We start from the raw sequence: 22,980 nt of genomic DNA on the forward strand, positions 1-22,980 counted from the left end.
GATGATTAGATTACGGAGATTTCATGAAGCCGGATAGTACAGGATTAATAGATTTTATTGACGGTGTAAAAATCTGGGAGACAGTGAATTCCACTACCCGGACCGATGCCGCTCAAGTTCACGATATTTTGGATAAAGCCGTTCAAGCCAAGGGGCTGTCACTTGAGGAGACCGCAAGACTTTTGCAGGTCGAAGACCCGGAGCTGAACGAAGCTATTTTTGAGACCGCACGTAAAGTAAAACAGGGCATTTACGGTAACCGGCTGGTTCTGTTTGCTCCGCTTTATGTAACCAATGAGTGCGGTAACCGCTGTGCCTACTGTGGGTTCAAAGACACGAATAAGGAACTTCTGCGCCGCACACTAAGTGCTGATGAAATCCGGCAGGAAGTAACCGTGCTGGAAAATCAGGGGCATAAACGTCTGCTTCTGGTTTACGGGGAACATCCCAGATTCGGAGCTGAGTGGATAGCTGAAACAGTGCGCAATGTTTATGACACTGTGTCGGAAAAGAGCGGTGAAATCAGGCGGGTGAACATTAACTGCGCTCCGCTGGATGTTGAAGGATTCCGTAAATTGCACGAGGTGGGGATCGGTACCTATCAGTGTTTTCAGGAAACTTACCACCGCGAAACCTACGCCGAACTTCATCCCACCGGATACAAGAAAGATTACCTCTGGCGTTTGCATGCCATGCATCGGGCTATGGAAGCCGGCATCGATGATGTTGGGATGGGGACGTTGCTGGGGCTTTATGACTACCGTTTTGATACCATTGCCTTGCTGTCCCATGCCGCAGAACTGGAAGCAAAGTACGGAGTGGGTCCGCACACCTTGTCGTTCCCCCGGTTGGAACCGGCTCTTAATTCCGATATCGCCTTTAATCCACCTTATCCTATTTCTGATGCGCAGTTCAAACGGCTGGTTGCAGTGCTGCGTCTTGCAGTTCCCTATACCGGACTCATTCTCAGTACCCGCGAGAATCGTGAAATGCGCCGTGAACTGCTCGACCTTGGAATTTCACAGCTCAGTGCCGGATCTAGAACTTATCCCGGTGCGTATAGCGACCCTGATTATGACCGCCCGGATGTGCAGCAGTTCTGCATTGGCGATAACCGCAGCCTTGAAGAGGTAATCGGAGAGATTGTGGAGCATGGCTACGTACCTTCATGGTGTACAGCCTGCTACCGAGCGGGCAGGACCGGAGAACATTTCATGGAGCTGGCAAAGAAAGGGTTCATTCAGAGATTCTGTCATCCCAATGCCTTGCTGACTTTTAAGGAATACCTGCTGGATTACGCTCAAGCGGAAACGCAGGAACAGGGCAATTCGCTGATCAGCCATGAGCTGGAAGGCCTTGCCGAGAAACGCAGGACTGCTGTTGCAGACAGGCTTAACCGTATCGAACACGGCGAGCGGGATTTGTATCTTTGATTCACTCTCAGGCCGATTACCTCGACGATATCACTTATGACCGTAAAAGAAATATTGCACGTCCTTAAGGCGGATAATTCCGAAGCCTTATTTGCACAGGCCCGAGAAATCCGTAATTCCGTGTTCGGTAATGAGGTCTTTCAGCGCGGGGTGGTTGAATTCTCCAACAGGTGCCGCAAGAATTGCCATTACTGCGGTCTTCGTTGCTGCAACGGGCAGGTGGAACGTTATTCCCTTGATGCGGATTCAATCCTTTCAGCAGCCCGCTGCGCCATTGATGCGGGCTTGGGAACTGTGGTCTTGCAGTCAGGTGATGATAAGAGTCTGGACCCTGGTTTTATTGGAAAGATAGTTCAATCCATCAAGGCTTATGCCGATGTATCGGTAACCCTGTGCCTTGGTGATCATGACAGGGATACATATAAATACTGGCGTGATTGCGGAGCAGACCGCTATCTCCTAAAAATGGAGACCTTCAACAGTGAACTGCACGCCAGACTTCGTCCCGGACAGAGTGTTTCTGAACGTCTAGCCCGTTTGGAAACATTATGCAGCCTTGGCTATGAGGCGGGGTCCGGTCTGATTACAGGCTTACCCGGCATGACCCCGGAAATTCTGGCTGAGGACTTATGGCGGCTGAGTTTATTGCCGCTGGATATGATAGCGGTGGGGCCGTTTATTCCACATCCCGATACGCCCCTTGGACGTTTCTGGGCAGGCAGCCTCGAGGAAACTTTGCGGGCGACTTCGTTGGTGCGGATCATGAATTCGAAGGTCAATATCCCGGCAACCAGTGCTTTGGATGCTTTGGTTGCAAACGGTCGGGAGCAGGGCCTTGAGGCCGGAGCCAACGTGGTTATGCCTTCAGTTACCCCGGAGTCCGTTCGTTCAGAATACAGCATCTATCCCGGTAAGAACTCATCAGTCGATTCTGTTTTGAAAAATGTTGTCCAGATGCAGCGGAGATTGAAAATAGCGGGTTTCCATCCCTCCTCCACTCGCGGTCAGTCTCCGCTGCGGACAACAAAGGACAAGGAATGTACCCATGCGTGACAAAGCCTCAAGAGGCGAGCATGGATATTCAATTAAAGATTGTACAAACTCATGTTCGGAGTCGGGCTTAACTGCATGTCCGGCTTGATGTGTTCCATTGCTAAACGGCGGACATCGTCCATAGTCTTTGCCGTGGCGAATTTGGCTTGCAGGCTGTGTCCAAATCGGAAATTAGCTGCAAAGTAGGCCATGAAAAGCTTGAATCTTTTTATACCTCTGATGGGATCGAATTCCTGTTCCAAGGCTGTAGCAAGGCGTAGGATGTAGTCCTGAAAAATATTGTCGTCCGGTGTGAATCCGGTTGTCCATTGGGCAAAAATCCAAGGGCGGGCCACAGCCATGCGGCCTATGGATATTCCATCACAACCAGTTCTCTCCAGCATATTCTGACAGTGCTGCGGTGTTGTCACATCACCATTGCCGAAGACAGGGATGGAGACCGCTTTCTTGATGTAACGTATGTGATCAATGTAGGGCGGGCGGGTTCGTTTGTCCGGGGCCACTCGCGGGTGGAAAACAAGGCAATCTGCTCCAGCAGCTTCAAGGTCTTTAGCCAGAGCCACTGCCGGTCCTATTTCCTTGGACCAGCCGGTGCGAAATTTGACAAACACCGGAATGGACACAGCTTTACGCACTGCTTCCACGATGGCAACCGCCTTTTCCGGTGTCTTAAGCAACGCTGCTCCTGCCTCGCGTTTTATCATTCCCCGTGCTGAGCAGCCCATGTTGATATCCACGCCAAAGAATCCTTCGCGCTCTACACGTTCTGCTGCAATCACCATTTCTTCCGGTTCCGCTCCCACTATTTGACATACAAGGCTGGGAAGCTCCCATTCGTGCCAACTGAAAACAGGAGAAATTCTGGGGTTTTCTGTTGGTACAGCTCTTGCGCTGCACATTTCGGTAAAGGCCAGTCCGCAGGAACCATAGTGTGCCAGCACTTGACGAAAGGCACTGTGGGTCAGTCCGGCCATAGGAGCCAGCCACAACCTGTTGGCAATGGATTTTCCGCCAATGGTAATGGTAGTGCCGAGTTGGTCCGCCAGTTTAGGCAAGTGGGTAGTAATTGATTCGGTCATGAAATCTGTAAGACTGTTTTATAGGTGTCACGGGATGCTGACTTCCGTATCCTGTTGTTGAATATCGGGCAAGTCTTGAGCGAGTGAAAAAAATCTGTCTTCGGTGAATTCGCACACTGCTGTCAGTAGAGAATAAAAGAGGCCTAACAATGTGTTGAACCATTGTTAGGCCTCTTTTTGTCCGGAAAATTTGTGTTTGTGGCCGTATAATGACTTTTTGTTGACACCTATACCCCGTATGGGTATATTAGCGTCGAAGAGTTGGATAAAAATGTCTCTTTGCTTTCAGAAAAGGTGGGGAGATGTTATGGGTTAAGAAAATAATTTTTGGAGGTTTGTAATGAATCGCAAGGTAATAGGCACTTTGATGTGTGTTCTTATGGTTCTGTCCATGGCCAGCATGGCTGCTGCTTTCGGTGACGGTAATGCGCGCAAGGGTAAATTTCTGTATCGTAAACACTGCCGCTCATGTCACGGCGCAACTGCATCCGATTTAAGTCCCAGCACCAAGACACAGGCTGAGTGGACTGCCATGTTCTCTGATACTTCCAAGATCCCTTGTTCCTCTGATTGGAGCAAAGTCAAAGAAAAAGACATCAACGATATTTTTACCTACCTGCATGATTATGCCAAGGATTCCCCGTCCCCGGCAAAGTGCAGCTAGTGTCTAGTTAACAGTAATATTTATGTGCGGCGGAAGACCTGATTCCGCCGCACTAATCTAAACTCCTTTCCACTTGATCAACATGGAGGTGGAAGTGGCTAAAGACAAGACCAGGCTTTCCCGCCGTGACTTTTTTAAGGCCTCCGGGATGCTGGCCGCTGCCGCAGCCGGGAGTGTCCCCGCACTGGGCGGACTCGAAGCGGCGTCCGCACAGACAACTAATTCATCGGGTAAATGGGAATCGGCCTTTTCGGCCTGTGACATGTGCTTCAACAAGTGCGGCTGCATCGCCCGTGTTCAGGACGGTGTGGTCAAGAAACTTGATCCCAACCCTAAATTTTTAAAATCCAGAGGCATGCTCTGCGCACGCGGTAATGCCGGTGTCGCACAAATGTATGCTCCTGACCGTCTCAAGTATCCCCTTCTCAGAAAGGGCGAGCGCGGTGAGGGCAAATGGCAACGCATTCCGTGGGATGAAGCCATCGATATGATGGCGGAAAAGATGCAGGACATCCGTCAGAAGTATACCCCCTGTGGGCATCTCTTTACTGCCGGAGCCGATCTGCAATCCAAGTTTGTAGGCCGTTTTGCAGAAGTGTACGGATCATACAACGTGACTTCCCACGAATCCCTCTGCCTGCTCAGCGGGAGCCGTGCCTTTCTTGATACTTTTGGCGAAGTTCCTTTCGCTGACGTTCTCAACAGTAAGTATATCATCATGGCCGGGGCCAACCGCTTTGAAGCTCTTGTTACCCCTGATTCCATAGACCTGATGACCGCCATGCAGAAGGGCTCCAAGCTTGTGGTGCTCGACCCGCGCTATACCAAGACCGCAGCATTGGCGAACGAATGGTATCCCATCCAGCCCGGTACGGATATGGCCTTCATGCTCGCACTGGCGCACGTCATCATTAATGAAGAGCTTTATGACAGGAAGTGGATCGCCGAGAAGACCTACGGCATTGATCAGCTTCGCGAACATGTGCAGAAATATGATCCCCGTTTTGCTGCTGAAGAGTGCGGCATTCCTGCGCAGGACATCGCACGCATAGCCCGTGAACTGGCTGCTGCCGCTCCTGCTTCCATGATTTATCCCGGTCGCCGTACTTCCGATTACAAGAATTCCACGCAGGTTCGCCGCAGCTTTGCCATTGTGAACGGTCTGCTTGGAAACTGGGACCAGCCCGGAGGGCTGCTGGCCGCACGTGAAGTGGGACTTAAAGGCGTTCCTTACGATGCTCCCTGGTATGACGATAATCCGGATGACCGCATTGATGCCCACAAGGTGCCCATGCTGTTTGAGCATGACGGATCGTTCGTCCTTACCCGTGATGCCATACTCGAAGGTAAGCCGTATCCCATCAAAGGCTGGTTCGTATACAAGACCAATCCCATGGGAACAGCACCCAACCGTGCTAAGACCATTGAGATGTGCAACTCCATGGAATTCATGATTGTTGTGGATATTGCCATGAGTGATACCGCATGGATGGCTGATCTCGTACTGCCGGCCCCAAGCTATCTTGAGCGGCAGGATCCGGCGTCAGGTCTTCAGGGCTCTGTTGCCTGTGCTTGTGTTGTACAGCGAGATCCGGTGGTTCCGGCTCTATATGAGTCCCGCCCGGTTTTCGATGTGCTTAAGGATGTGGCAGGAAAGCTGGAACTTGGCGAATACTTTGATTTTACCATTGAAGAGTACCGTAAGCAGCAGTTGCGCGACCTGCCCGGAGCCGCAGAAGCCTTCAGGAAAGACGGGGTCTATTACAACCCCAGTAAGGTTTACGGTATTTATGAAGACCGTGTTTACAAAACACTGAGTAAAAAGGTTGAACTTTACAACCAGCGTTACGAAAAAATGGGCGTGGACCCAATGCCGGTTTACACTCCGCCTGCCAAGCCGCCTAAAAACAGGTTTCGCATGGTTGTGGGCCGCAGTGCATCGGTAACCCAGACCTCATCCCAGAACAACACGGTTCTGCATCAGCTTACCGGACCGAACACTCTCTGGCTGAATACCAAGGCTGCCGACAAGCTGGGTATCAAGCCCGGAGATCTGGTCGAAGTAGCCAGTTCTGTCGGCAAGGGTGAACTCAAGGTGGAAATCACTGACGGCATTCTTGAGGATACCGTGTATATGCTTTCCGGTTTCGGCGCGTTGTCTCCGCAACTGAGCCTCATCTTCGGTGAAGGAGCCAGCATGGCTGCCGTATTGCAGGAAGGATATGATGAAATCTGCGGTAACGCGGCCCTGCATGAAACATTTGTTTCCGTAACAAGGAAGGTGGCCTCATGAGTAAGACAGTACAACTCGCAATGGTCATCGATTCGTCAAAGTGCATAGATTGCAAGGGCTGCATGGCTTCCTGCAAGGTCGCCAACGATGTGCCGGACGGTCAGTGGCGTAACTGGATCAAGGCTTCCGTGCCGGACTTTGCTTCCGGCAAACCGAAGACTCATTTCCAGCCCGGCGGCTGCATGCATTGCGACAATCCCACCTGTGTTCAGGCCTGTCCCACCGGGGCGACTTTCAAAGACAAAACAGACGGCACTGTACGCATCGACACATCACTGTGCATCGGTTGCGGCAACTGTATGCCCGCTTGTCCCTATGATGCGCGTTTCCGTAATGAAATTACCCGCAAAGCCGATAAGTGCGATTTCTGTGCTGATCGCCGTGCGCAGGGATTGCTCCCCGCATGTGTGGACACTTGTCCCACCAAGGCCCGGGTTTTCGGTGACATAAACGATCCCGACTCTGAAGCTTACAGACTGCTTCAGGAAAACAAGGGCAAGCTGGTCCGTGTGATCAATGCCAAGTCGGATACCAAGCCGAACATGATCTATCTCGGCGAAACCGCTCCGCTGGAATGGCCAGTGGAAGCGAGAATGCCTACTGCAATGGATGTACTGACCACCATGGTCAACCCTGTGGTTAAGACCGTGGTCGGCCTTTCAGGACTCGGAGTGGCGGTTATGCTGGGCCGTCAGCTTCTGGTCGGGTCCGATGAACATGACGACTCCCGGAGCAAGGGAGGTGATGCCTAATGAGTCAGAGACAATACAAGCGGCATGACCGCTCGGACATCTTTATCCACTGGTTCAACGCAGTCTGCTGGTTCCTTTTGCTGGTAACCGGACTGGGACTTTTCGGTAACCCGGAAATTGATCCGCTTGGCTCAGGTTATCCGGCCTTTATGCGTTCATTGGTTGGCGGAGGAGGGAACCTGCTGATCATCCATGTCACCCTCGGCCTCATCTGGGCTGGTGGTCTGCTTTTGTACATGCTGATCAATTTTAAGGGAGCTGTCTTCTTTTTGAAGGAAATCTTCATGGTTGATCCGGCTCGGGACATAACCTGGATGATCCGCAAGATGATCCTTATGACCGCCGGACCTAAATTGCTGGGCAAGAATTCCGAATTGCCCGATCAGGGGTATTACAACATGGGCCAGAAGGCTTTTGCTCAGGCTTCTGTTGTGGGTGGTGTCGTGATCGTTGTGACCGGGATCATCATGTTCCTGTCCGACCAAACCTTAGGTGCGGAACATATGGCCTTGGTCAGTTGGTCCATCACCCTGCATTACCTTGCCGTAGGTCTGGTCTTCGCAGGTCTGCTGGTACACATCTACATGGCGGCCATATCACCGGAAGAAAAGCCCGGATTCCGTTCTATGTTTACCGGACATGTTCCCGAGGATTACGCCAAGCATCACCATAAACTCTGGTACGAGCGGGTAAAAGATAACCCTTCGTCTGAAGTTTAGCGCAAAAATCAAACACACAAAGCGGCGAAGCCATACTAAAAGGGGTTAAGGTCCCCGGCAGGGACCGCCGGTAGGCCGCATCACAATAAAAAGAGCAAAGGGAGAATTACATGAGGAAAATGCAGTTTTTCAAGGTAGTGGTACTGGCACTGTGTCTGGCGTTCATAGCTGCACCGGCCATGGCTAAGGAAGTTGTCCCCAAGAGTAAGATGCAGGACTGGATGTACAAGGACATGGTTGATACCGACTTTGTTGCCAAGTACGCCAAAATGCCCAAACCTGAAGGCGTGATGATCATTGATTCCCGTCCTTACAAGGGCAAGTATATCCTTGGATATATTCCTACTGCTGTCTCCATTCCGGATTCAAAATTTGACGAGATGACCGACAAGCTGCCTAAAGACAAAAACACCCTGCTCATTTTTTATTGTCAGGGCCTTAAATGCAAATTGAGCCACAAGTCAGCTAAGAAAGCTGTAAAGCTTGGCTATAAAAACGTAAAAGTATACCCCTATGGGTACCCCGGCTGGATGAAATCCGGTCGCTATGGCGGTATCGGCCTTGAAACTGTTGCCGAGATGATGGCTAACGGCGACCCTTACATGCTGATCGATGCCCGTCCGACCAAGAAGTTTCTGGCAGGTTCCATTCCGTCAGCTATCTCCATTCCCGATTCCAAATGGGCTAAGCGCACCGGCCTGCTGCCCGCAGATAAGAAAAACACCAAGCTTATCTACTTCTGCGGTGGTTATAAGTGCAAGCTGAGTCATAAGTCTGCCATCCGTGCAATGGGCATCGGCTATAAAAACGTGCATGTTGCCGAAGCAGGATATCCTGGTTGGAAGAAAATGTTCGGTGCATCCGGTGCTGTTGAAGTTAAGTCCGGCGGCGAAGAAGGCAGCATCGATATTGAGCAGTTCAAGAAGATTGTTGCTGAAAATCCGAACTCAATCATGTTGATCGATGTTCGTGATGCTGATGAATACGCGCAGGGCCATATTCCCAGTGCTGTGAATATGTCAGTGGACATGCTTGAGAAGAAGATAAAGACACTCCCCGCTGACAAGCCCATCGTGTTTGTATGTACAACCGGAGCACGCAGCGGCGAAGCTTACTACATGACCTTGGACATGCGTCCTGATATTAAGAAAGTATATTACCTTGAAGCTGAAACCGATTTCCATAAGGACGGTTCCTTCACAATTCATACCCCCAAAAAATAGTCAGTAGTCTGGGCCGGGACTTAGGTCCCGGCCCAGACTACTTCGGGAGTAGCAATGATCCGGATGCGGATTTCCATCACAACGTTCTTTTTGTTCCTGATAATGTTCTCGGCCGTACAGGTTCGGGCTGAACAAGAGCGTCCAATCTGGTGGAATGATGTGCAGAAGGAAGCTGACCGTTACGGCTATAAGCTGTTGGACGGACCGGGAGTTGAAGAGAAATTAAAAGAAGTTCCCGGAATTATGCTGCTGGATGTGCGGGCCGGATACGAATTTGAAGGAGGGCATATTCCCGGTGCCCGGAACATGGAATTTGAACTTGGCGAAGACCAGTACTTCTCCAAGGAAAGAGAAAAGCAGTTGCGGGAGTTGCTTGGGCCGGATCTTAACCGTCCGGTGATTATCTACTGCCGCAGCTTCAGGTGACTGCGCAGTTCCATTGCGGCTCGCCGTGCAGCGCGCCTCGGTTATACGAACATTTACCGCTATGCTGCGGGATGGTTCGGCTGGGTGGAGACTCATCTGCCGGAAAAACAGACGGTAGAACTGAAGATCATTCCGGATATGAATTTTGCATTCTCCGGCAACGCTGAAGAGCGCTCTTATCTTGGGTTAGACAAAGGGAAAAGCGACCTGAATCTGTCCTCACTCGATGCGAAATATTTCCTGCTACTGCTGGTGGAAGAAGGTCATGCTGAAAACGCACAGGCGGTTCTTAGTGTTGATGCTGCGCGCAGGGAACTTGAATGCTGTACCCCGGACATGCTGTTCATAACTGTCGGGTTCGGCATGAATCGTCGCGAAGCCATACGTTTCCACAAGATCAACAATGCCGGGATTCCCATGCTTGCTGATCCCGTGGAACACAGTGGGGCTTTAAGAGAAGGGGAGCAACTTCCTGTCGTATTCATGTTGAAAAAGGAAGAGGATGCTTTTGCGGTAATGTTTGTCTGCAATGATCTGGTTTCCGGACCGGCACCGCTGGTTATAAGAATCAACGATGCCCTTAGCGGAAAACCCGGACGAAAATGTATTAGGAGGAAGTAACTTCTTCCAGCATGGCAATCAGCAGTTCAGATGCTGCAATGTAAAATTTAATGGCATCGCTGTCAGCCAGCTTTTCATTGAATTTGCGGACCCAGACCATTTTTTGTGCTGCAAATGCTCTGGCCTGCTTGAGGGAATCCTCATCGTTTCCACCCCAGCCGTTGGCCAGCAGCACGTAGAGGTATTCCAGCTCAATGCAGAGATGGTCCATAGGTTCGGAAGCCTGTTCCCCGGTGGGGGCAAGCCCGGCTTCTTCAAGAAGTTTGCTCATGGTAACATGGGATTCGCCCATAACTCTGCCGGAGCCCGGTTCGTAGCATGATTCATAAAGCGGGGCGACAATCCCGTCACGGCTGTTGATGAACAACCTTACGTATTCGGACTCAAGCTCGGCACAGAAAGTGTCGGTGACATCCGGGTAGGATGTTTGGAGATCTTTCAGTGGTCCTGAAAGGGATTGCAGCGATTCCGTTGAAAGTGTAGCCAGTTCGGGCAGACCTTCGTCCAGAAGTGCGGCACATTCTTCGGGGTTTATCCCTCTGAAAATAATGGCACACAGCTCAATACAGTTGAGCAGGCAAACCTGATCAAGGTTTTCTTCTTCGGACGTTGGTGTGTTGGTATTTTTATCAGTCATCAGGGGACTCTACTTAATCTCTCATGCACATACAAGATCAAGGAGCACGTTATGCCCGAATCCGCAGCAGAACAGGAAAAAATCAAAATTGATGTCCTTAAGCGCATGAAGCGTATCGAAGGACAGATCAGAGGAATTCAGGGAATGATTGAAAGTGGCAAGGAATGCAGCGATATCTTAACGCAGGTAAAAGCTGCGCGTTCCGCCCTTAAATCTTCAACTAAACTTATTATGAAACGTTACATGCTTAAGTGCTATGCCGAGGCCATCGAAAGCGGTGAAGACCCGGTTGAGGCAATGGATAAGTTCGTAACTGTCATGACCAATTATATGGAGTAGGTATTGTAATGGGAAGATCGGTTTTTGTTGTAATTCTGTTTTTGGGGCTTGCCGCCAACGCTATTGCTGGCAGTAATTTGAATCGTTGCTTTTACAGTATGGACAGTAACGGTGATGAAATGGTTACCGTTGACGAATTTAAGGCTGCTCTTCCTGATTCAGCCGATGTTTTCGAAGAAGCCGATGCTGACAAAAGCGGAGCACTGGATCATGACGAATGGGAATCTTTCAAAAGCTCCAAAGGAATTGAAGAGCAGCATAACAGCTGATTTCAAAGAAAGTAGAATTTAAGGGCGTACTTAATCAACACACACCCTAATTTATAAGGACATCCAGATCTATGAACATCGGACCGTATACTTTTGAAGAGTTCAAGGAAGTTGCCCGTAAATTTCACGGATATCCCGCTCCCGGATTGCTTATCGGCGGGTATATGGTGGAGGAAGCCAAGAAACATCTTCCCGCAGACACTCTTTTTGATGCTGTGGTGGAAACCGGGAAATGTCTGCCTGATGCTGTTCAGATCCTCACCCTTTGCTCATATGGAAACGGCTGGATGAAAGTAATCAAGCTTGGACGTTACGCTCTTTCTCTTTACGATAAGTATACAGGGAAAGGTGTGCGTATCCATATTGATACTGAAAAGCTGGAAAACTGGCCGGAAATCAAGGCCTGGTTTTTGAAACTGAAGCCGAAAAAGGAACAGGATACCGATAAACTTTTCGCTGAAATATGTGAGGCCGGACCGTCACTTTGTTCCATCACCCCTGTTCAGATTGCGCCCGATTTTATGGGGCATAAGCATATGCGTGATATCGGTATCTGTCCGTCTTGCAATGAAGCTTATCCGCTCAGTGACGGGGCAATATGCCGTGGTTGTCAGGGAGAAGTGCCTTATGTGGGCGGCTCTCGCGATGTTGTTCGCGAAGATTGCGTTGTGGCTGTGGAAGTTGAGGACGCAGTAGGCAGAACCGCTTTGCATGACATGACCCGTATTGAACCCGGAGTTTACAAGGGGCCGGAGTTCAAGGCCGGGCAGGAAATCACTGCCGGGGATGTCTGTCGCTTGCAGCAGATGGGTCGTAACCGGGTTTATGTTCAGGATGAAAGTTCTGCGGATGGAATGGTTCATGAGAATGAAGCCGCACAAGCCTTTGCAGACCGAATGGCCGGGGAAGGAATTGTGTTCAAGGCTCCCCCGGAAGAAGGTAAAATCAGTTTCTGTGCAGCTTACAAAGGACTGTTTTCCATCAACCGTGATATTCTTGAGCGGTTCAACATGCTGCCCGATGTGATGTGTACTTCCAGACAGGGCGATATCCTTGTGGATGAAGGAAAGCCTGTTGCCGGAACAAGGGCTATCCCTCTGCATATTTCCGAAACCGTTTTCCGTAATGCCTTATCCGTGCTTGATGAAGATCCGCTCTTTTCCGTCATTCCATTGAGAAAGGCCAAAGTAGGAATTCTGGTTACCGGAACTGAAGTCTTTCAAGGTCTGATAGAAGATAAATTTGTTCCGATCATCAGTGGAAAGGTGGAACGTCTGGGGTGTGAAGTTGCTGCAAGCGTGATTGTTCCTGATGATAAGGATGCTATTTCAAATGGCGTGAATGAACTTTTGAAGCAGGGTGCTGATCTGATTGTAACCACGGCAGGTCTTTCCGTAGACCCTGATGATGCTACCCGCGCCGGTCTGGTTGATGCCGGGCTGAAGGATGCTTTATTCGGAGTCCCCGCGTTGCCCGGAACCATGCTTTTGCTCGGGAAGATTCAGCATGCTGATGTTATCGGCGTTCCGGCCTGTGCTTTATTCTACAAGATTACCAGTTTTGATTTGGTGCTGCCGCGTATTCTTGCGGGGCAGGCCATCACGCGCAAAGAGCTTACTCGCTTAGCCGAGGGCGGACTTTGTCTTAACTGTCGTTCTTGTACTTTTCCGAAGTGTCCGTTTGGAAAGTAGAATAGCTGGGTATGTTTTCGTTCCCCCTTCTTTCCCCGGCAGTGGAGAGTCTGCCGGAGAAAAAGGGGTGCCGCTTAAATGCGGCGCGGCAGTTTACAGGAAGTAATTAACTGCCGCTAGGCCGGTCAGGGACATTGTGATGGTGTATGGTAATGCCAGCATTACCATCCGGCCGTATGAGAGGCGTATCACCGGTGCAAGAGCTGATGTCAGGAGAAAGAGGAATGCAGCCTGACCGTTGGGGGTCGCCACACTGGGGATGTTGGTCCCGGTGTTAATGGCAACGGCCAGCTTGTCGAAGTGGTGCATGATCTCAAGAACTTTTGTAGCGGTAGCCTGAGGCATGCCTGCGACAACATCGATCCTCGCCAGATGAGGATCGGTAAGCTTTTCCATCAGAGCCTGAGCGCTCATACCGATGTCAGGGAGAGTCCCCAGCAGGTTGATAAAGTGAAGTTTTGTTTCTGATATATAAACAGTAGCCACAAATACGTTGTCAGAAATTGCAGAGAGCAATCCGTTGGCAATGTAGTATGCGGCAAGCTGAGTATGTCCCTGCATGCTGAGAACGAACTCAATGATCGGGTGGAATATTTCCTGATCATGGATCACAGCCACGATAGAGAAGAAGACCACCAGCAGAGCGGTAAAAGGAAGTGCTTCTTCAAAAGCCTTACCAAGCTGGTGCTCTTCGATATAGCCGTTCATGGAAGTCAGGAAGATGATTACAGAAAGTCCGATGATCCCCACTGCAGCAAGGTGAAAAGCAAGAGCCACGACCAGCCAGACCCCGGTCAGGGATTGGATGATCAGTCTGGTTTTGCCTGCCTGACCTTGTTTTTCTTCCATTTTTACCGCTGTTTCGAGCAGGTGTGAACGTATGTTTCCGGGCAGTTTTGCGCCGTATCCGAAAAGATGAAATTTTTCCACAGTCATACAGGTCAGCAAGCCCACTGCAAGCACAGGCAGGGATACGGGCATTACTTCCAGAAAGAATTCCACAAAATGCCAGCCCATTTCACCGCCGATAAGCAGGTTCTGGGGTTCACCAACAAGCGTACATACTCCGCCCAATGCAGTACCGACAGCACCGTGCATCATCAGGTTGCGCAGGAAGGCCCGGAATTCTTTAAGGTCTGAGCGGTTCTTTTCAATTACCGCCTGATCGCTGCAAAGGTCGTGCTCGCAATGCAGTGTCTTGCCGGAAGCAAACCTGTGGTAGATATTGTAGAAACTGTAGGCCACGGCAATGATGACCGCAGTAACGGTAAGGGCATCCAGAAAAGCGGACAGAAATGCTCCGGCAAAGCAGAACATTAATGAAATGGCGACCTTGGAATGAACCCGGACCAGAATGCGGGTAAAGGTGAATTGCAGGAATTCTTTCATGAAGTAGATACCGGCGACCATGAAGATCAGCAGCAGTATAACCTCAAAGTTATTCAGTGCTTCGTGGTAGATGGTTTCTGTTGAAGTCAGGCCCATGAACACTGCTTCGATGGCCAGCAGTCCGCCTGCTGGAAGGGGGTAGCACTTCAGTGCCATTGCCAGCGTGAAAATGAATTCACCGATTAATGCCCAGCCTGCAACCTGTGGTCCGGCTGTGAGCATGAGTACGGGGTTGATGACCAGAAAGGCCAGAATAACTTGCTTGTACCATTTGGGAGCATGGCCGAGGAAGTTGTTTCCGAGTGATTGCAGGAATGTCTGCTGCATCAGAATCTCCTTTTATAATTCATGCCGGATATCGCGCGGCAGTATCCGTTTGTCGTGCTCTTTTCCGGTATAGTTTGCGTTTCTATTTATGGCAGGTGGAGGAATATCCGCGAAATTGCTGGGCGGATATTCCTCCGGGGGAGTGCTAGCGTAAGGTCCTTGAAATAAGGTTTGGTGCTAATAAAGTATCATCAGAGCGGAGATCATGACGGCCATATACAAGATGGTCATACCGGTCCCGGCACGGACGTAGTCGACTGTTTTGTATCCTCCGGGGCGCATAATCAGGGCGTTAACCTGATGGGTTGGCAGAACGAAGGTGTTCGAAGCTGCGACCGCCACAGTCAGGGCTGCGATGCGCGGATCGACTCCGGCATTGAGGGCCATGTTCATGGACAGGGGCACCAGTAGGACTGTTGCGCCTACATTTGAGGCCACCAGAGTGAAGAACGAGGTCAGCGCACCGATTACAGTCAATAGAATCAGGGCCGAGGGGTGTCCCAATGCGGCCATGATGGTGTCTGCAATATATTTTGCTGCCCCGGTGTTCTCAAAAGCCATGCCCAGCGGGATAAGACCGCCGAGTAGGAATACGGTCATCCAGTCTACGGACTGGTATGCTTCATCAATGCTCAGGACTTTGGTCAGAACCATTCCCAGTGCGCCGGTCAGCAGTGCGATGGAGAGCTGAATGTGCAGGCCGAGGATCATGAACAGGGAAACCGCCAGCCACATGAGGGCCAGTTTTGCCTTTTCAGTGCGCAGGATTTCGCCTTTTACTTCTTCGGTAAATACAAAGTCCGGACGGTCTTTGAGCATGTGGAACATTTCCCAGCGACCATGCAGCAGAAGGGCATCACCGGATTCTAAGCGCAGGTCGGTCAACCCGCTGATGAACAGTTTCTCGCCCCTGAAGATTGCCACCGGGGAAACCTGAAAGCGGTTACGGATGCCCAGAGTACGCAGTGTTTCGCCTACAAGTTCTGAGCGTGGGGTGATGATACCTTCCATGAGTCCGGCATTGTTGGGAGAAAGTTCTTCGGCAAAGGTTTCAAGGTCGTCCTTGAGAGCCCAGCCGTAGTCCGCAGCCATGCGCTGCACAGATTCGATCGGGCCGACCACTGCAAGATGGTCTCCGGGCAGGATTACTTCCTGTGCATCCGGGGCGATCTTATGGTTTTTGCCGCGTTCGCGCGCAATTGCGACAATGGTTGAAAAATAAATGGGGCGTAGCTCAAGGTTCATGAGATCATGGTCGCAGCTCCATGTTTCAGGAACATGCATCTCATATAGGGAGCCGATGCCGCCGTATGTGTTGGCGAGCAATTCGGACATGGGGCCCGAAGTTTCGCCTACGTTTTTGCTGGGCAGGATGAAACGGCCCAGAATAATGAAATAGATGAGTGCGGCAACAAGAAGACAGATGCCTATAGGTGTTACCCCGAACATTCCGAAGGGTTCGTAATGTTTACCGCCTACGATCATAAGGTCGTTAAGCAGGATCAGAGGACTGGAGCCTACAAGGGTCAGGCAGCCGCCGATAATGGCGCAGAATCCCATGGGCATAAGCAGTCTGCCAACAGGAACTCCGGTCTGGTTGCCGATGCGTTTGGCTGCGGGCAGGAACAGGGCTGCGGCCCCGATATTCTGCATAAATCCTGAAATTATGGCGACAGTTCCGGCTATGAGTGACATGATCCTGGTTTCGCTTTTTCCTGCGAATTTAAGGATAACCCGTGCCAGGGAGTTCATTACGCCGGTCTTGTCCAGTCCGGCTCCGATGATGATAACAGCAATGATGGAGACGACAGCGTTACTGCTTAAACCGCTGATGGCCTGTTTTGGAGTAACAAGCCCGAGCAGGGGCAGTAAAACCATCATGATGATGCCGACTACGTCGACCCTCACCCATTCGAATATGAAAAGCAGCACCGCGAAGGCCAGTACTGCCATTACGAGAAGAATTTCTGGAGTCATAAGTATCCCTTTAGTATTTGAAACAGCAAGAAAACCCGGGATTACCCGACTCTAAGTGTCGCTCGTGTGTACACCGGAATAGTTGTTCCGGCATTTTGGGTACGGATAACATCTTCCATAACGTAACGTAGTTCTTCGTCCTGATTATGGAGTTCGGCCACAACAGAATCTTCAGCACCTTGTTTTACAACGTGCGCGAAGCAGAGACCTGCTTCCTTCGCCTTTGTGGAGAAATGAGAGATATTTTTTTCGGATTGGGAACAGAAATCGGTGAAATTAGAGCCCCGTTCATCCAGATTTAGTGCGATCAAGCTACTTTTGGTTCTGGCAGCCATTTCAACTGCATAGCTTACTACTTTGCCGGAAAAAGCGGCTCCCTTGCTTACCACAAGGATTTTGCCGCCTGAGCAGGTACATTCAGAAAGGCCGTTTACCAGCTCGTTATTATCCTTTTGGACAACTTCTTTCTTAGTGTTGCCGGATAAAAATCGGTTGAATAAAGTTATCAAGAAAACCTCCCTCTCTGTGGGGTCGACTAAAGCCTGATCCCGGTTGATGGCCCACGCTCCGACATTACAGGTGTTGCTTCGATTTGCTGCCTTTGATGCATAATAGCGTTCCAAAAGACCGAAAAATCCTTGTTCTGTGGCCATGGTGCCTCCTGATTGTTGTTTCCTTCCTTGAACTTGCCCCTCATAAATCAATATCCATGCCAAGGCTTATTTTTTATAAAAAGTCTTTAGAAACAATAGTTTATGGAAAAAGGCGTTTGGGTGGGTTTTTATTGGTGTTGCTATCTGCAACATTTTTTAAGGAAGGCGCTTTGGGTTTTACTGAAAGCTTACTGAATCCCTGCAAAACAGTGTGTTGCTTTTTGCAACGATTTAAGAGTTGTTTTTTGATCGTGGTGCAGTGGAATATTAATTTTTATGAGTTAGGTTGGTGTTTTTGAAAGCTGTCAGAGTGCGCAGTTTGGTTGTTTGGTGTGTTTTTTGTAAGGCTTGTGCAAAAAAGTACAGAGTGACGGGGTGCTGTTTCAACATGCAACATTAACAGGGTTATATATTAATGATATTAAGTAGATAATATTAAGTGGATGTCTTGTGCATGGAGTCAGTTTTATCTGGTTTTGGCAAATATTATCCGGAGGATATTATGAAATGGTTTGGCAGGAAGAGTGCTGAGAACACGCGCTCTGAAGAGAATATAAATGATACCCATGCCGGGCTGGAGAACGTAACTGAAAGTATGGCTGATGATATCTGCAAGCGAGTGGATTCAGCCGACCTTCCTGCTAATATTATGAACACTGTCCGTGAGGAATGTGAACGTCTTCTCAAGCTGGATAATACTTCTCCGGAATTTCACATTGTTCACAGCTATTTGGAATTTATCCTTTCCCTACCATGGAATGAAACGACCAAGGACGACTTGGATATTCAAAAGGCAAAGGGAGTTTTGGATGCCCGACATTACGGCTTGAACAGTGTAAAAGAGCGCATTCTTGAATTTCTTGCTGTAAAAAATCTGCGCAGCCGGATCAGTCCGAACCTGATTATTGCCGATGATGAAGTTATTGCCCGGGAAAACCTATCCATAATTTTTGAGCACGAGGGCTTTGCTGTAAGAACTGTGGGCAACGGCTTGGAAGCTGTTGCAGCTATGGAAGAAGAGCCTGCGGACATCGTGATTACCGACTTGAAGATGGATGGAATGGACGGCCTTGAGCTGCTGGAAGTTTTACGAAACCGTTGGCCTGATACCGGAGTGATCATGCTTACCGGTTACGCCACAGTGAAGACGGCAGTTGAAGCCATGAAAAACGGGGCTGATCAATATCTCGGAAAGCCGGTTAATCTGACCCGTTTACGTGAGCATGTGCAGGATCTATTAAGTCGTAACCGTCGCATTCAGGGGTTGCAGGGACCGGTCCTTTGCTTCAGCGGTCCTCCCGGAACCGGTAAGACGTCTATAGGTTGCGCCATAGCAGAATCGTTAGGGCGTGAGTTTATTTGCATGTCGTTGGCCGGACTGCGGGATGAATCCGAATTGCGAGGGCATCGCCGTACTTATGTGGGAGCTATGGCCGGAAGAATTCTGCAAAATATACAAAAAACAGGCGTTCGCAATCCGGTAATAATGCTGGATGAAATGGATAAGATTATTCAGAATTTTCAAGGAGACGCAACTTCCGTACTTCTGGAAATATTGGATCCGCAGCAAAACTCTGCTTTTGTGGATAATTATCTGGGACTCCCTTTTGATCTTTCCGGCGTGCTGTTTATTGCTACAGCCAATATGGTGGAGCGGATACCGGAGCCCTTGATGGATCGTATGGAGATGATCGAATTTTCGAGCTACACCCCCGGCGAAAAATTGCAGATTACGCAGAATTACATGTTGCCTAATCAATTGTTGAAACATGGTTTCTCTGTGAATGAGCTGGAAGTTGCTCCGGACGCATTGAACACAATCATTGCAGACTATACCCGCGAAGCCGGATTGCGCGGTCTTGATAAACAGATTGCCTCGCTTTGCCGCAAACTGGCCCGGCGTAGGTTGTCAGGTCAGGAAGAAGCTCTTCCGATCAAACTTGCTGCGGCGGAGATCCACGGAATCATGGGGCCTCCACCACATTTCAGTGCCACAGTCACTAAAATGCTGAAGACAGGAGTAGCTACCGGTCTTGTCTGGTCGGAAAATGGAGGCGAGATAATTTTTGTTGAGGCGGTTAGGATGCATGGAAGTAAGAATCTGTTGCTGACCGGATCGCTTGGAGAAGTGCTCAGGGAATCCGCTCAGACAGCGTTGAGTTTTTTGCGGGCTAATGCCGGAAAGTTCGGGCTTTCAGATGATTTTTTCGAGACCTCGGATATCCATATTCATATACCAGCCGGGGCGGTGACCAAGGAAGGTCCTTCTGCCGGGGTGACTATTGCGGTGGCAATGCTTTCGCAGTTAACCGGACGCATGGTGCGCGAGGATATGGCTTTCAGCGGTGAAATCACATTGCACGGGGACGTGCTGCCTGTAGGCGGGGTGCGTGAAAAGGTAATGGCGGCTGTCAGGGCCAGGATCAGCACTATAGTCCTTCCTGCAAAATGCGCTCAGGCCGTTGAACAGCTTGAAGATGAAGTCTTGGGAGGTCTGGAGGTCAGGTTGGTTTCCAGACTTGAAGATGCACTGGAAGCTGCTCTGAATTAATTGTCTTTTTCCAGTCCGAGCCGTTTCATCTTGCGCCACAGTGATACGCGGTCAATGCCGAGTATCTTGGCTGCTTGAGTCTTGTTTCCATTGGTTGCCAGCATGACTTTTTCAATATGGTCGCGCTCAACTTCCTCAAGGGTTCGCAGCGGTTTATTGCGGTCAATATTGCGGATTTCCTCGGGCAGCAGGTCCGGGGAAAATACAGTTCCCCGTGCCAGAGCCAGTGCCCGCTGGGAAATATTCTCAAGTTCACGGACATTTCCGGGGAAGGAATAGTTCATCAGGATATCCAGCGTTTCCTGTGAAATGGTGTCGATGGATTGGGTTTCGGTGCGATGCTTTTCCAGAAAGTGGCCGATCAGGACCGGAATATCCTCACGGTGGTCTCGAAGCGGTGGTGCCGAGAGGGTGACCACATTCAAACGGTAGAAAAGGTCCTGCCTGAAGGTTCCATTTTTAACTTCTTCCTTCAGATCGCAGTTGGTTGCGGAAACGACCCGGATATCCACTGGAATTTCCTGCGTTCCGCCGACCCTTAGAAAATTTCTTTCTTGCAGCACCCGTAGAAGCTTTACCTGCATGTTCAGGGGTAGTTCGCTCATCTCATCGAAGAATACCGTGCCGCCGTTGGCAACTTCCAATATTCCTTTTTGTCCGCGCTGTGCTCCGGTAAATGCTTCGCGCTCGTGTCCGAAGAGTTCTTTGTCCATGAGTTCGGCTGTGAATGTCCCGCAGTTGATAGCCATAAACCGTTCCTGTGAACGGGGGCTGAGCATGTGAATTCCGCGGGCGATGAGCTCCTTGCCTGTTCCGGTTTCACCTTGGATAAGGACGTTGCAGTCCATGTGCGCTAGTTGTTCGATAGTTTTTTTCAGCTTAATGATCTGGTCACTTTGGCCCACCAAAGGAAAATCCTGTTTCCCTTCTTCAAGTACCTGCCGCAAGCGCAGAACTTCAACAGAGAGAGCCTGCCGTTCAAGGGCATTAAAAACCTGTGCTCGAAGTTCATCCAGATTGAGCGGTTTGGCTATGTAGGAGTGTGCTCCTTTCTGCATGGCTATAACCGCAGTATCAACTGAGGCATGTCCGGTTATGACAATTACTTGAGTGGACGGCTGGATTTCCTTTATGTGTTCCAGCAGTTCGATACCGTTCATGCCCGGAAGCATAAGGTCGGTCAGTACCAGTTCGAATTCCTGCTTTCCGATTTTTTGCAATGCTTCAGTGCCTGAGCTTACGGCAACGACCATATGTCCTGCCTCAGTCATAACATGGGTCAGGTTGTCCCTTGCAATGGCTTCGTCTTCTACAATGAGGATGTTGGCGTGGCTGATCATATTGTGTGTTCCTTATCGAGCGGCAGGGTAATGTAAAAACTAGTACCTTCGCCCGGACTGCTTTCCGTTCTGATGCTGCCCTGATGCTTTTCTATGATTCCGTAGACGATGTACAGCCCCAATCCTGTTCCCTGTCCGACTTCCTTGGTGGAAAAGAAGGGATCAAATATGCGTTCCATAATTTCCGGGGACATGCCTTGTCCTGTGTCATTGACTTTGATGACTGTGTTTTCCTGATCCATAAAGGCGGTGACAGTGATTGAACCGGGGTTGCCTTCGATGGCCTGCACTGCATTGATGAGCAGATTGATAAATGCTTCCTGCAACTTGCGGCGGTCAGCGTGAACAATGATGTGTTCAGGAATTTCCATGGAAAGGCTGATATTTGACGGGACCTGACTGGAGACAAGGTCCATTGCTGATTTCATGACCATGTTGATTTCAACCGGTCCCGGTGAATATTCGCTTTCACGCGAGAATTCCAGCAAACCTTTGACTATATCCCGCGCGCGCAGGGTTTCCTGCATAATGTTATTCATCATCCGGTCAGAAAGTTCGTCCTGACCTTTTTGCCGCTCCTCAAGGATCTGGCAGGAGGTAGAAATGTTGTTCAGGGGGTTATTCAACTGGTGTGCAATACCTGAAGAGAGCGTGCCGATGGATGAAAGCTTTTGGGCCTGCACCAACTGTCGGCGACGTTTGGCCAGCTGTTCGACCATGGAATTCAAGGCGGCAAAGACCTGTTGAATTTCATCATGTGAATTCTTAATCGGCAGGGGGTTGAATTTTCCTTCCGAGATTCGGCGGGTTGCTTCCTGCACTTCGCGAAGCGGTTTGAGAATGTTTGAGCTGAAAAAGAGAACAAGGGCCATGATGACTATGGCTATGCCGATCATGGACAGGGTGAGGTTGGAACGCAGTTCGCGGTTGATACTGAGGATATATTTACGTTCGAAATTGGAGATGGCTTTGGAAAGGCCTACCATAGCTTGTCCGGTTTCACGGAGATGGTTGTTCAGATCTTTGTCCTCAGTTGAAGCCTCTTTCGGGGTAAATTTAAGCTGTAGCAACAGTTCCCGGTAATTGTTCAGGTTTGATTTCAGTTTTTTACCGGTTTGTTTTTTTTCGGGCTTCTTGAATTCACCCATAAGATCTTCTAGAAGGGTGTCGGCCCGTTTAAGGTAGTCCAGTCCGAGGGTGAACAAGGCAGGGTCATGATATAGAAGGTAGTTTTTTTCAATGCGGCGGACTTCAAGAATCAGACTGCTTAAATCGTCACTGCGTTCAATAAGCAGAACTTCGTCTTCAAGCTGTAGGGTATTCACAAAAGACAGCAGCCCCAGACAGCCGAAGCAGATTGAAAAAATGATGATCCCGATGATGATTTTCTGGCGAATATTCAATTTAAGCACATTAATACCCCTCGTTAAACTCTGCAGAGGTTGTAAACCTACGACTACTGGACTCAAATGGCAATTGTGAGTTGATATTGTGGACAGACGGTAATGTAGTTCTCAGGTTCCTATAGTTTTTTGTGATGTAAT

Annotated in this window: 19 protein-coding genes; 12 read left to right on the forward strand and 7 right to left on the reverse strand. The window is 49.8% G+C overall.

Annotated elements, in window-relative coordinates; genetic code table 11:
- Positions 1-23: 23 nt before the first annotated feature.
- Both hydG and hydE read left to right on the forward strand, forming a co-directional pair.
- On the forward strand, positions 24-1,433 hold the full coding sequence (gene hydG / locus DESAL_RS01855) for a [FeFe] hydrogenase H-cluster radical SAM maturase HydG (RefSeq protein WP_012765960.1): 1,410 nt from the start codon (positions 24-26) through the stop codon (positions 1,431-1,433).
- A gap of 36 nt (positions 1,434-1,469) precedes the next feature.
- Positions 1,470-2,486 (forward strand): [FeFe] hydrogenase H-cluster radical SAM maturase HydE, encoded by a 1,017-nt coding sequence (hydE, locus tag DESAL_RS01860; RefSeq protein WP_012765961.1) that lies wholly within the window; start codon positions 1,470-1,472, stop codon positions 2,484-2,486.
- Positions 2,487-2,518: 32 nt separating this feature from the next.
- Here hydE and DESAL_RS01865 read toward each other — a convergent pair whose 3' ends face one another.
- Positions 2,519-3,565: a tRNA dihydrouridine synthase gene (locus DESAL_RS01865; protein WP_012765962.1), complete on the reverse strand. Its 1,047-nt coding sequence runs from the start codon at positions 3,563-3,565 to the stop codon at positions 2,519-2,521.
- A 340-nt stretch (positions 3,566-3,905) separates the two neighbouring features.
- Here DESAL_RS01865 and DESAL_RS01870 point away from each other — a divergent pair, with 340 nt between their 5' ends.
- From DESAL_RS01870 to DESAL_RS20585, 6 genes are all read left to right on the forward strand, one after another.
- Positions 3,906-4,229 carry a c-type cytochrome gene (locus DESAL_RS01870; protein WP_012765963.1) on the forward strand — a complete coding sequence of 108 codons (324 nt, stop codon included), beginning with the start codon at positions 3,906-3,908 and terminating at the stop codon, positions 4,227-4,229.
- 82 nt (positions 4,230-4,311) lie between these two features.
- On the forward strand, positions 4,312-6,522 hold the full coding sequence (locus DESAL_RS01875; protein WP_041721576.1) for a molybdopterin-dependent oxidoreductase: 2,211 nt from the start codon (positions 4,312-4,314) through the stop codon (positions 6,520-6,522).
- The gene (locus tag DESAL_RS01880; protein WP_012765965.1) at positions 6,519-7,274 is read left to right on the forward strand and encodes a 4Fe-4S dicluster domain-containing protein; all 756 of its coding nucleotides are present in this window, start codon (positions 6,519-6,521) and stop codon (positions 7,272-7,274) included. The genes DESAL_RS01875 and DESAL_RS01880 overlap by 4 nt, the downstream gene beginning before the upstream one ends.
- Entirely contained in the window at positions 7,274-7,993 is a 720-nt protein-coding gene (locus DESAL_RS01885; protein WP_012765966.1) for a formate dehydrogenase subunit gamma, read from the forward strand. Before DESAL_RS01880 ends, DESAL_RS01885 begins: the two co-directional genes overlap by 1 nt.
- A 110-nt stretch (positions 7,994-8,103) precedes the next feature.
- Complete coding sequence (locus DESAL_RS01890) at positions 8,104-9,216, forward strand: rhodanese-like domain-containing protein (protein WP_012765967.1); 1,113 nt, start codon at positions 8,104-8,106, stop codon at positions 9,214-9,216.
- 54 nt (positions 9,217-9,270) lie between these two features.
- Positions 9,271-10,263 (forward strand): rhodanese-like domain-containing protein, encoded by a 993-nt coding sequence (locus tag DESAL_RS20585; protein WP_271121204.1) that lies wholly within the window; start codon positions 9,271-9,273, stop codon positions 10,261-10,263.
- Here the strand turns inward: DESAL_RS20585 and DESAL_RS19555 are convergent.
- Positions 10,250-10,900, reverse strand: a complete 651-nt coding sequence (locus DESAL_RS19555; protein WP_012765970.1) for a TorD/DmsD family molecular chaperone — start codon at positions 10,898-10,900, stop codon at positions 10,250-10,252. The genes DESAL_RS20585 and DESAL_RS19555 overlap by 14 nt on opposite strands.
- A gap of 51 nt (positions 10,901-10,951) precedes the next feature.
- Here DESAL_RS19555 and DESAL_RS01910 point away from each other — a divergent pair, with 51 nt between their 5' ends.
- The 3 genes from DESAL_RS01910 to DESAL_RS01920 all read left to right on the forward strand — a co-directional run bounded on the left by DESAL_RS01910 (position 10,952) and on the right by DESAL_RS01920 (position 13,199).
- Complete coding sequence (locus tag DESAL_RS01910) at positions 10,952-11,239, forward strand: metal-sensitive transcriptional regulator (RefSeq protein WP_012765971.1); 288 nt, start codon at positions 10,952-10,954, stop codon at positions 11,237-11,239.
- Positions 11,240-11,247: 8 nt separating this feature from the next.
- Positions 11,248-11,508 (forward strand): hypothetical protein, encoded by a 261-nt coding sequence (locus tag DESAL_RS01915; protein ID WP_012765972.1) that lies wholly within the window; start codon positions 11,248-11,250, stop codon positions 11,506-11,508.
- Between the two features lie 71 nt (positions 11,509-11,579).
- The gene (locus tag DESAL_RS01920; protein ID WP_012765973.1) at positions 11,580-13,199 is read left to right on the forward strand and encodes an FmdE family protein; all 1,620 of its coding nucleotides are present in this window, start codon (positions 11,580-11,582) and stop codon (positions 13,197-13,199) included.
- Positions 13,200-13,292: 93 nt separating this feature from the next.
- On the opposite strand, the gene nhaB is transcribed toward DESAL_RS01920, so the two are convergent.
- From nhaB to DESAL_RS01935, 3 genes are all read right to left on the reverse strand, one after another.
- Entirely contained in the window at positions 13,293-14,915 is a 1,623-nt protein-coding gene (nhaB, locus tag DESAL_RS01925) for a sodium/proton antiporter NhaB (protein ID WP_012765974.1), read from the reverse strand.
- A 177-nt stretch (positions 14,916-15,092) separates the two neighbouring features.
- Entirely contained in the window at positions 15,093-16,892 is a 1,800-nt protein-coding gene (locus DESAL_RS01930; protein ID WP_012765975.1) for an SLC13 family permease, read from the reverse strand.
- Between the two features lie 41 nt (positions 16,893-16,933).
- Positions 16,934-17,545, reverse strand: coding sequence for a hypothetical protein (locus DESAL_RS01935; protein WP_012765976.1), 612 nt, complete (start codon positions 17,543-17,545; stop codon positions 16,934-16,936).
- Positions 17,546-18,047: 502 nt separating this feature from the next.
- Here DESAL_RS01935 and DESAL_RS01940 point away from each other — a divergent pair.
- Entirely contained in the window at positions 18,048-20,096 is a 2,049-nt protein-coding gene (locus DESAL_RS01940; protein WP_012765977.1) for a S16 family serine protease, read from the forward strand.
- Here the strand turns inward: DESAL_RS01940 and DESAL_RS01945 are convergent.
- The gene (locus DESAL_RS01945) at positions 20,093-21,436 is read right to left on the reverse strand and encodes a sigma-54-dependent transcriptional regulator (protein ID WP_012765978.1); all 1,344 of its coding nucleotides are present in this window, start codon (positions 21,434-21,436) and stop codon (positions 20,093-20,095) included. The two genes, DESAL_RS01940 and DESAL_RS01945, sit on opposite strands and share 4 nt — an antisense overlap.
- Entirely contained in the window at positions 21,433-22,848 is a 1,416-nt protein-coding gene (locus tag DESAL_RS01950) for a sensor histidine kinase (protein WP_012765979.1), read from the reverse strand. Before DESAL_RS01950 ends, DESAL_RS01945 begins: the two co-directional genes overlap by 4 nt.
- Positions 22,849-22,980: the final 132 nt, after the last annotated feature.

The sequence above is a fragment of the Maridesulfovibrio salexigens DSM 2638 genome (genome assembly GCF_000023445.1).
Taxonomy (GTDB): domain Bacteria; phylum Desulfobacterota; class Desulfovibrionia; order Desulfovibrionales; family Desulfovibrionaceae; genus Maridesulfovibrio; species Maridesulfovibrio salexigens.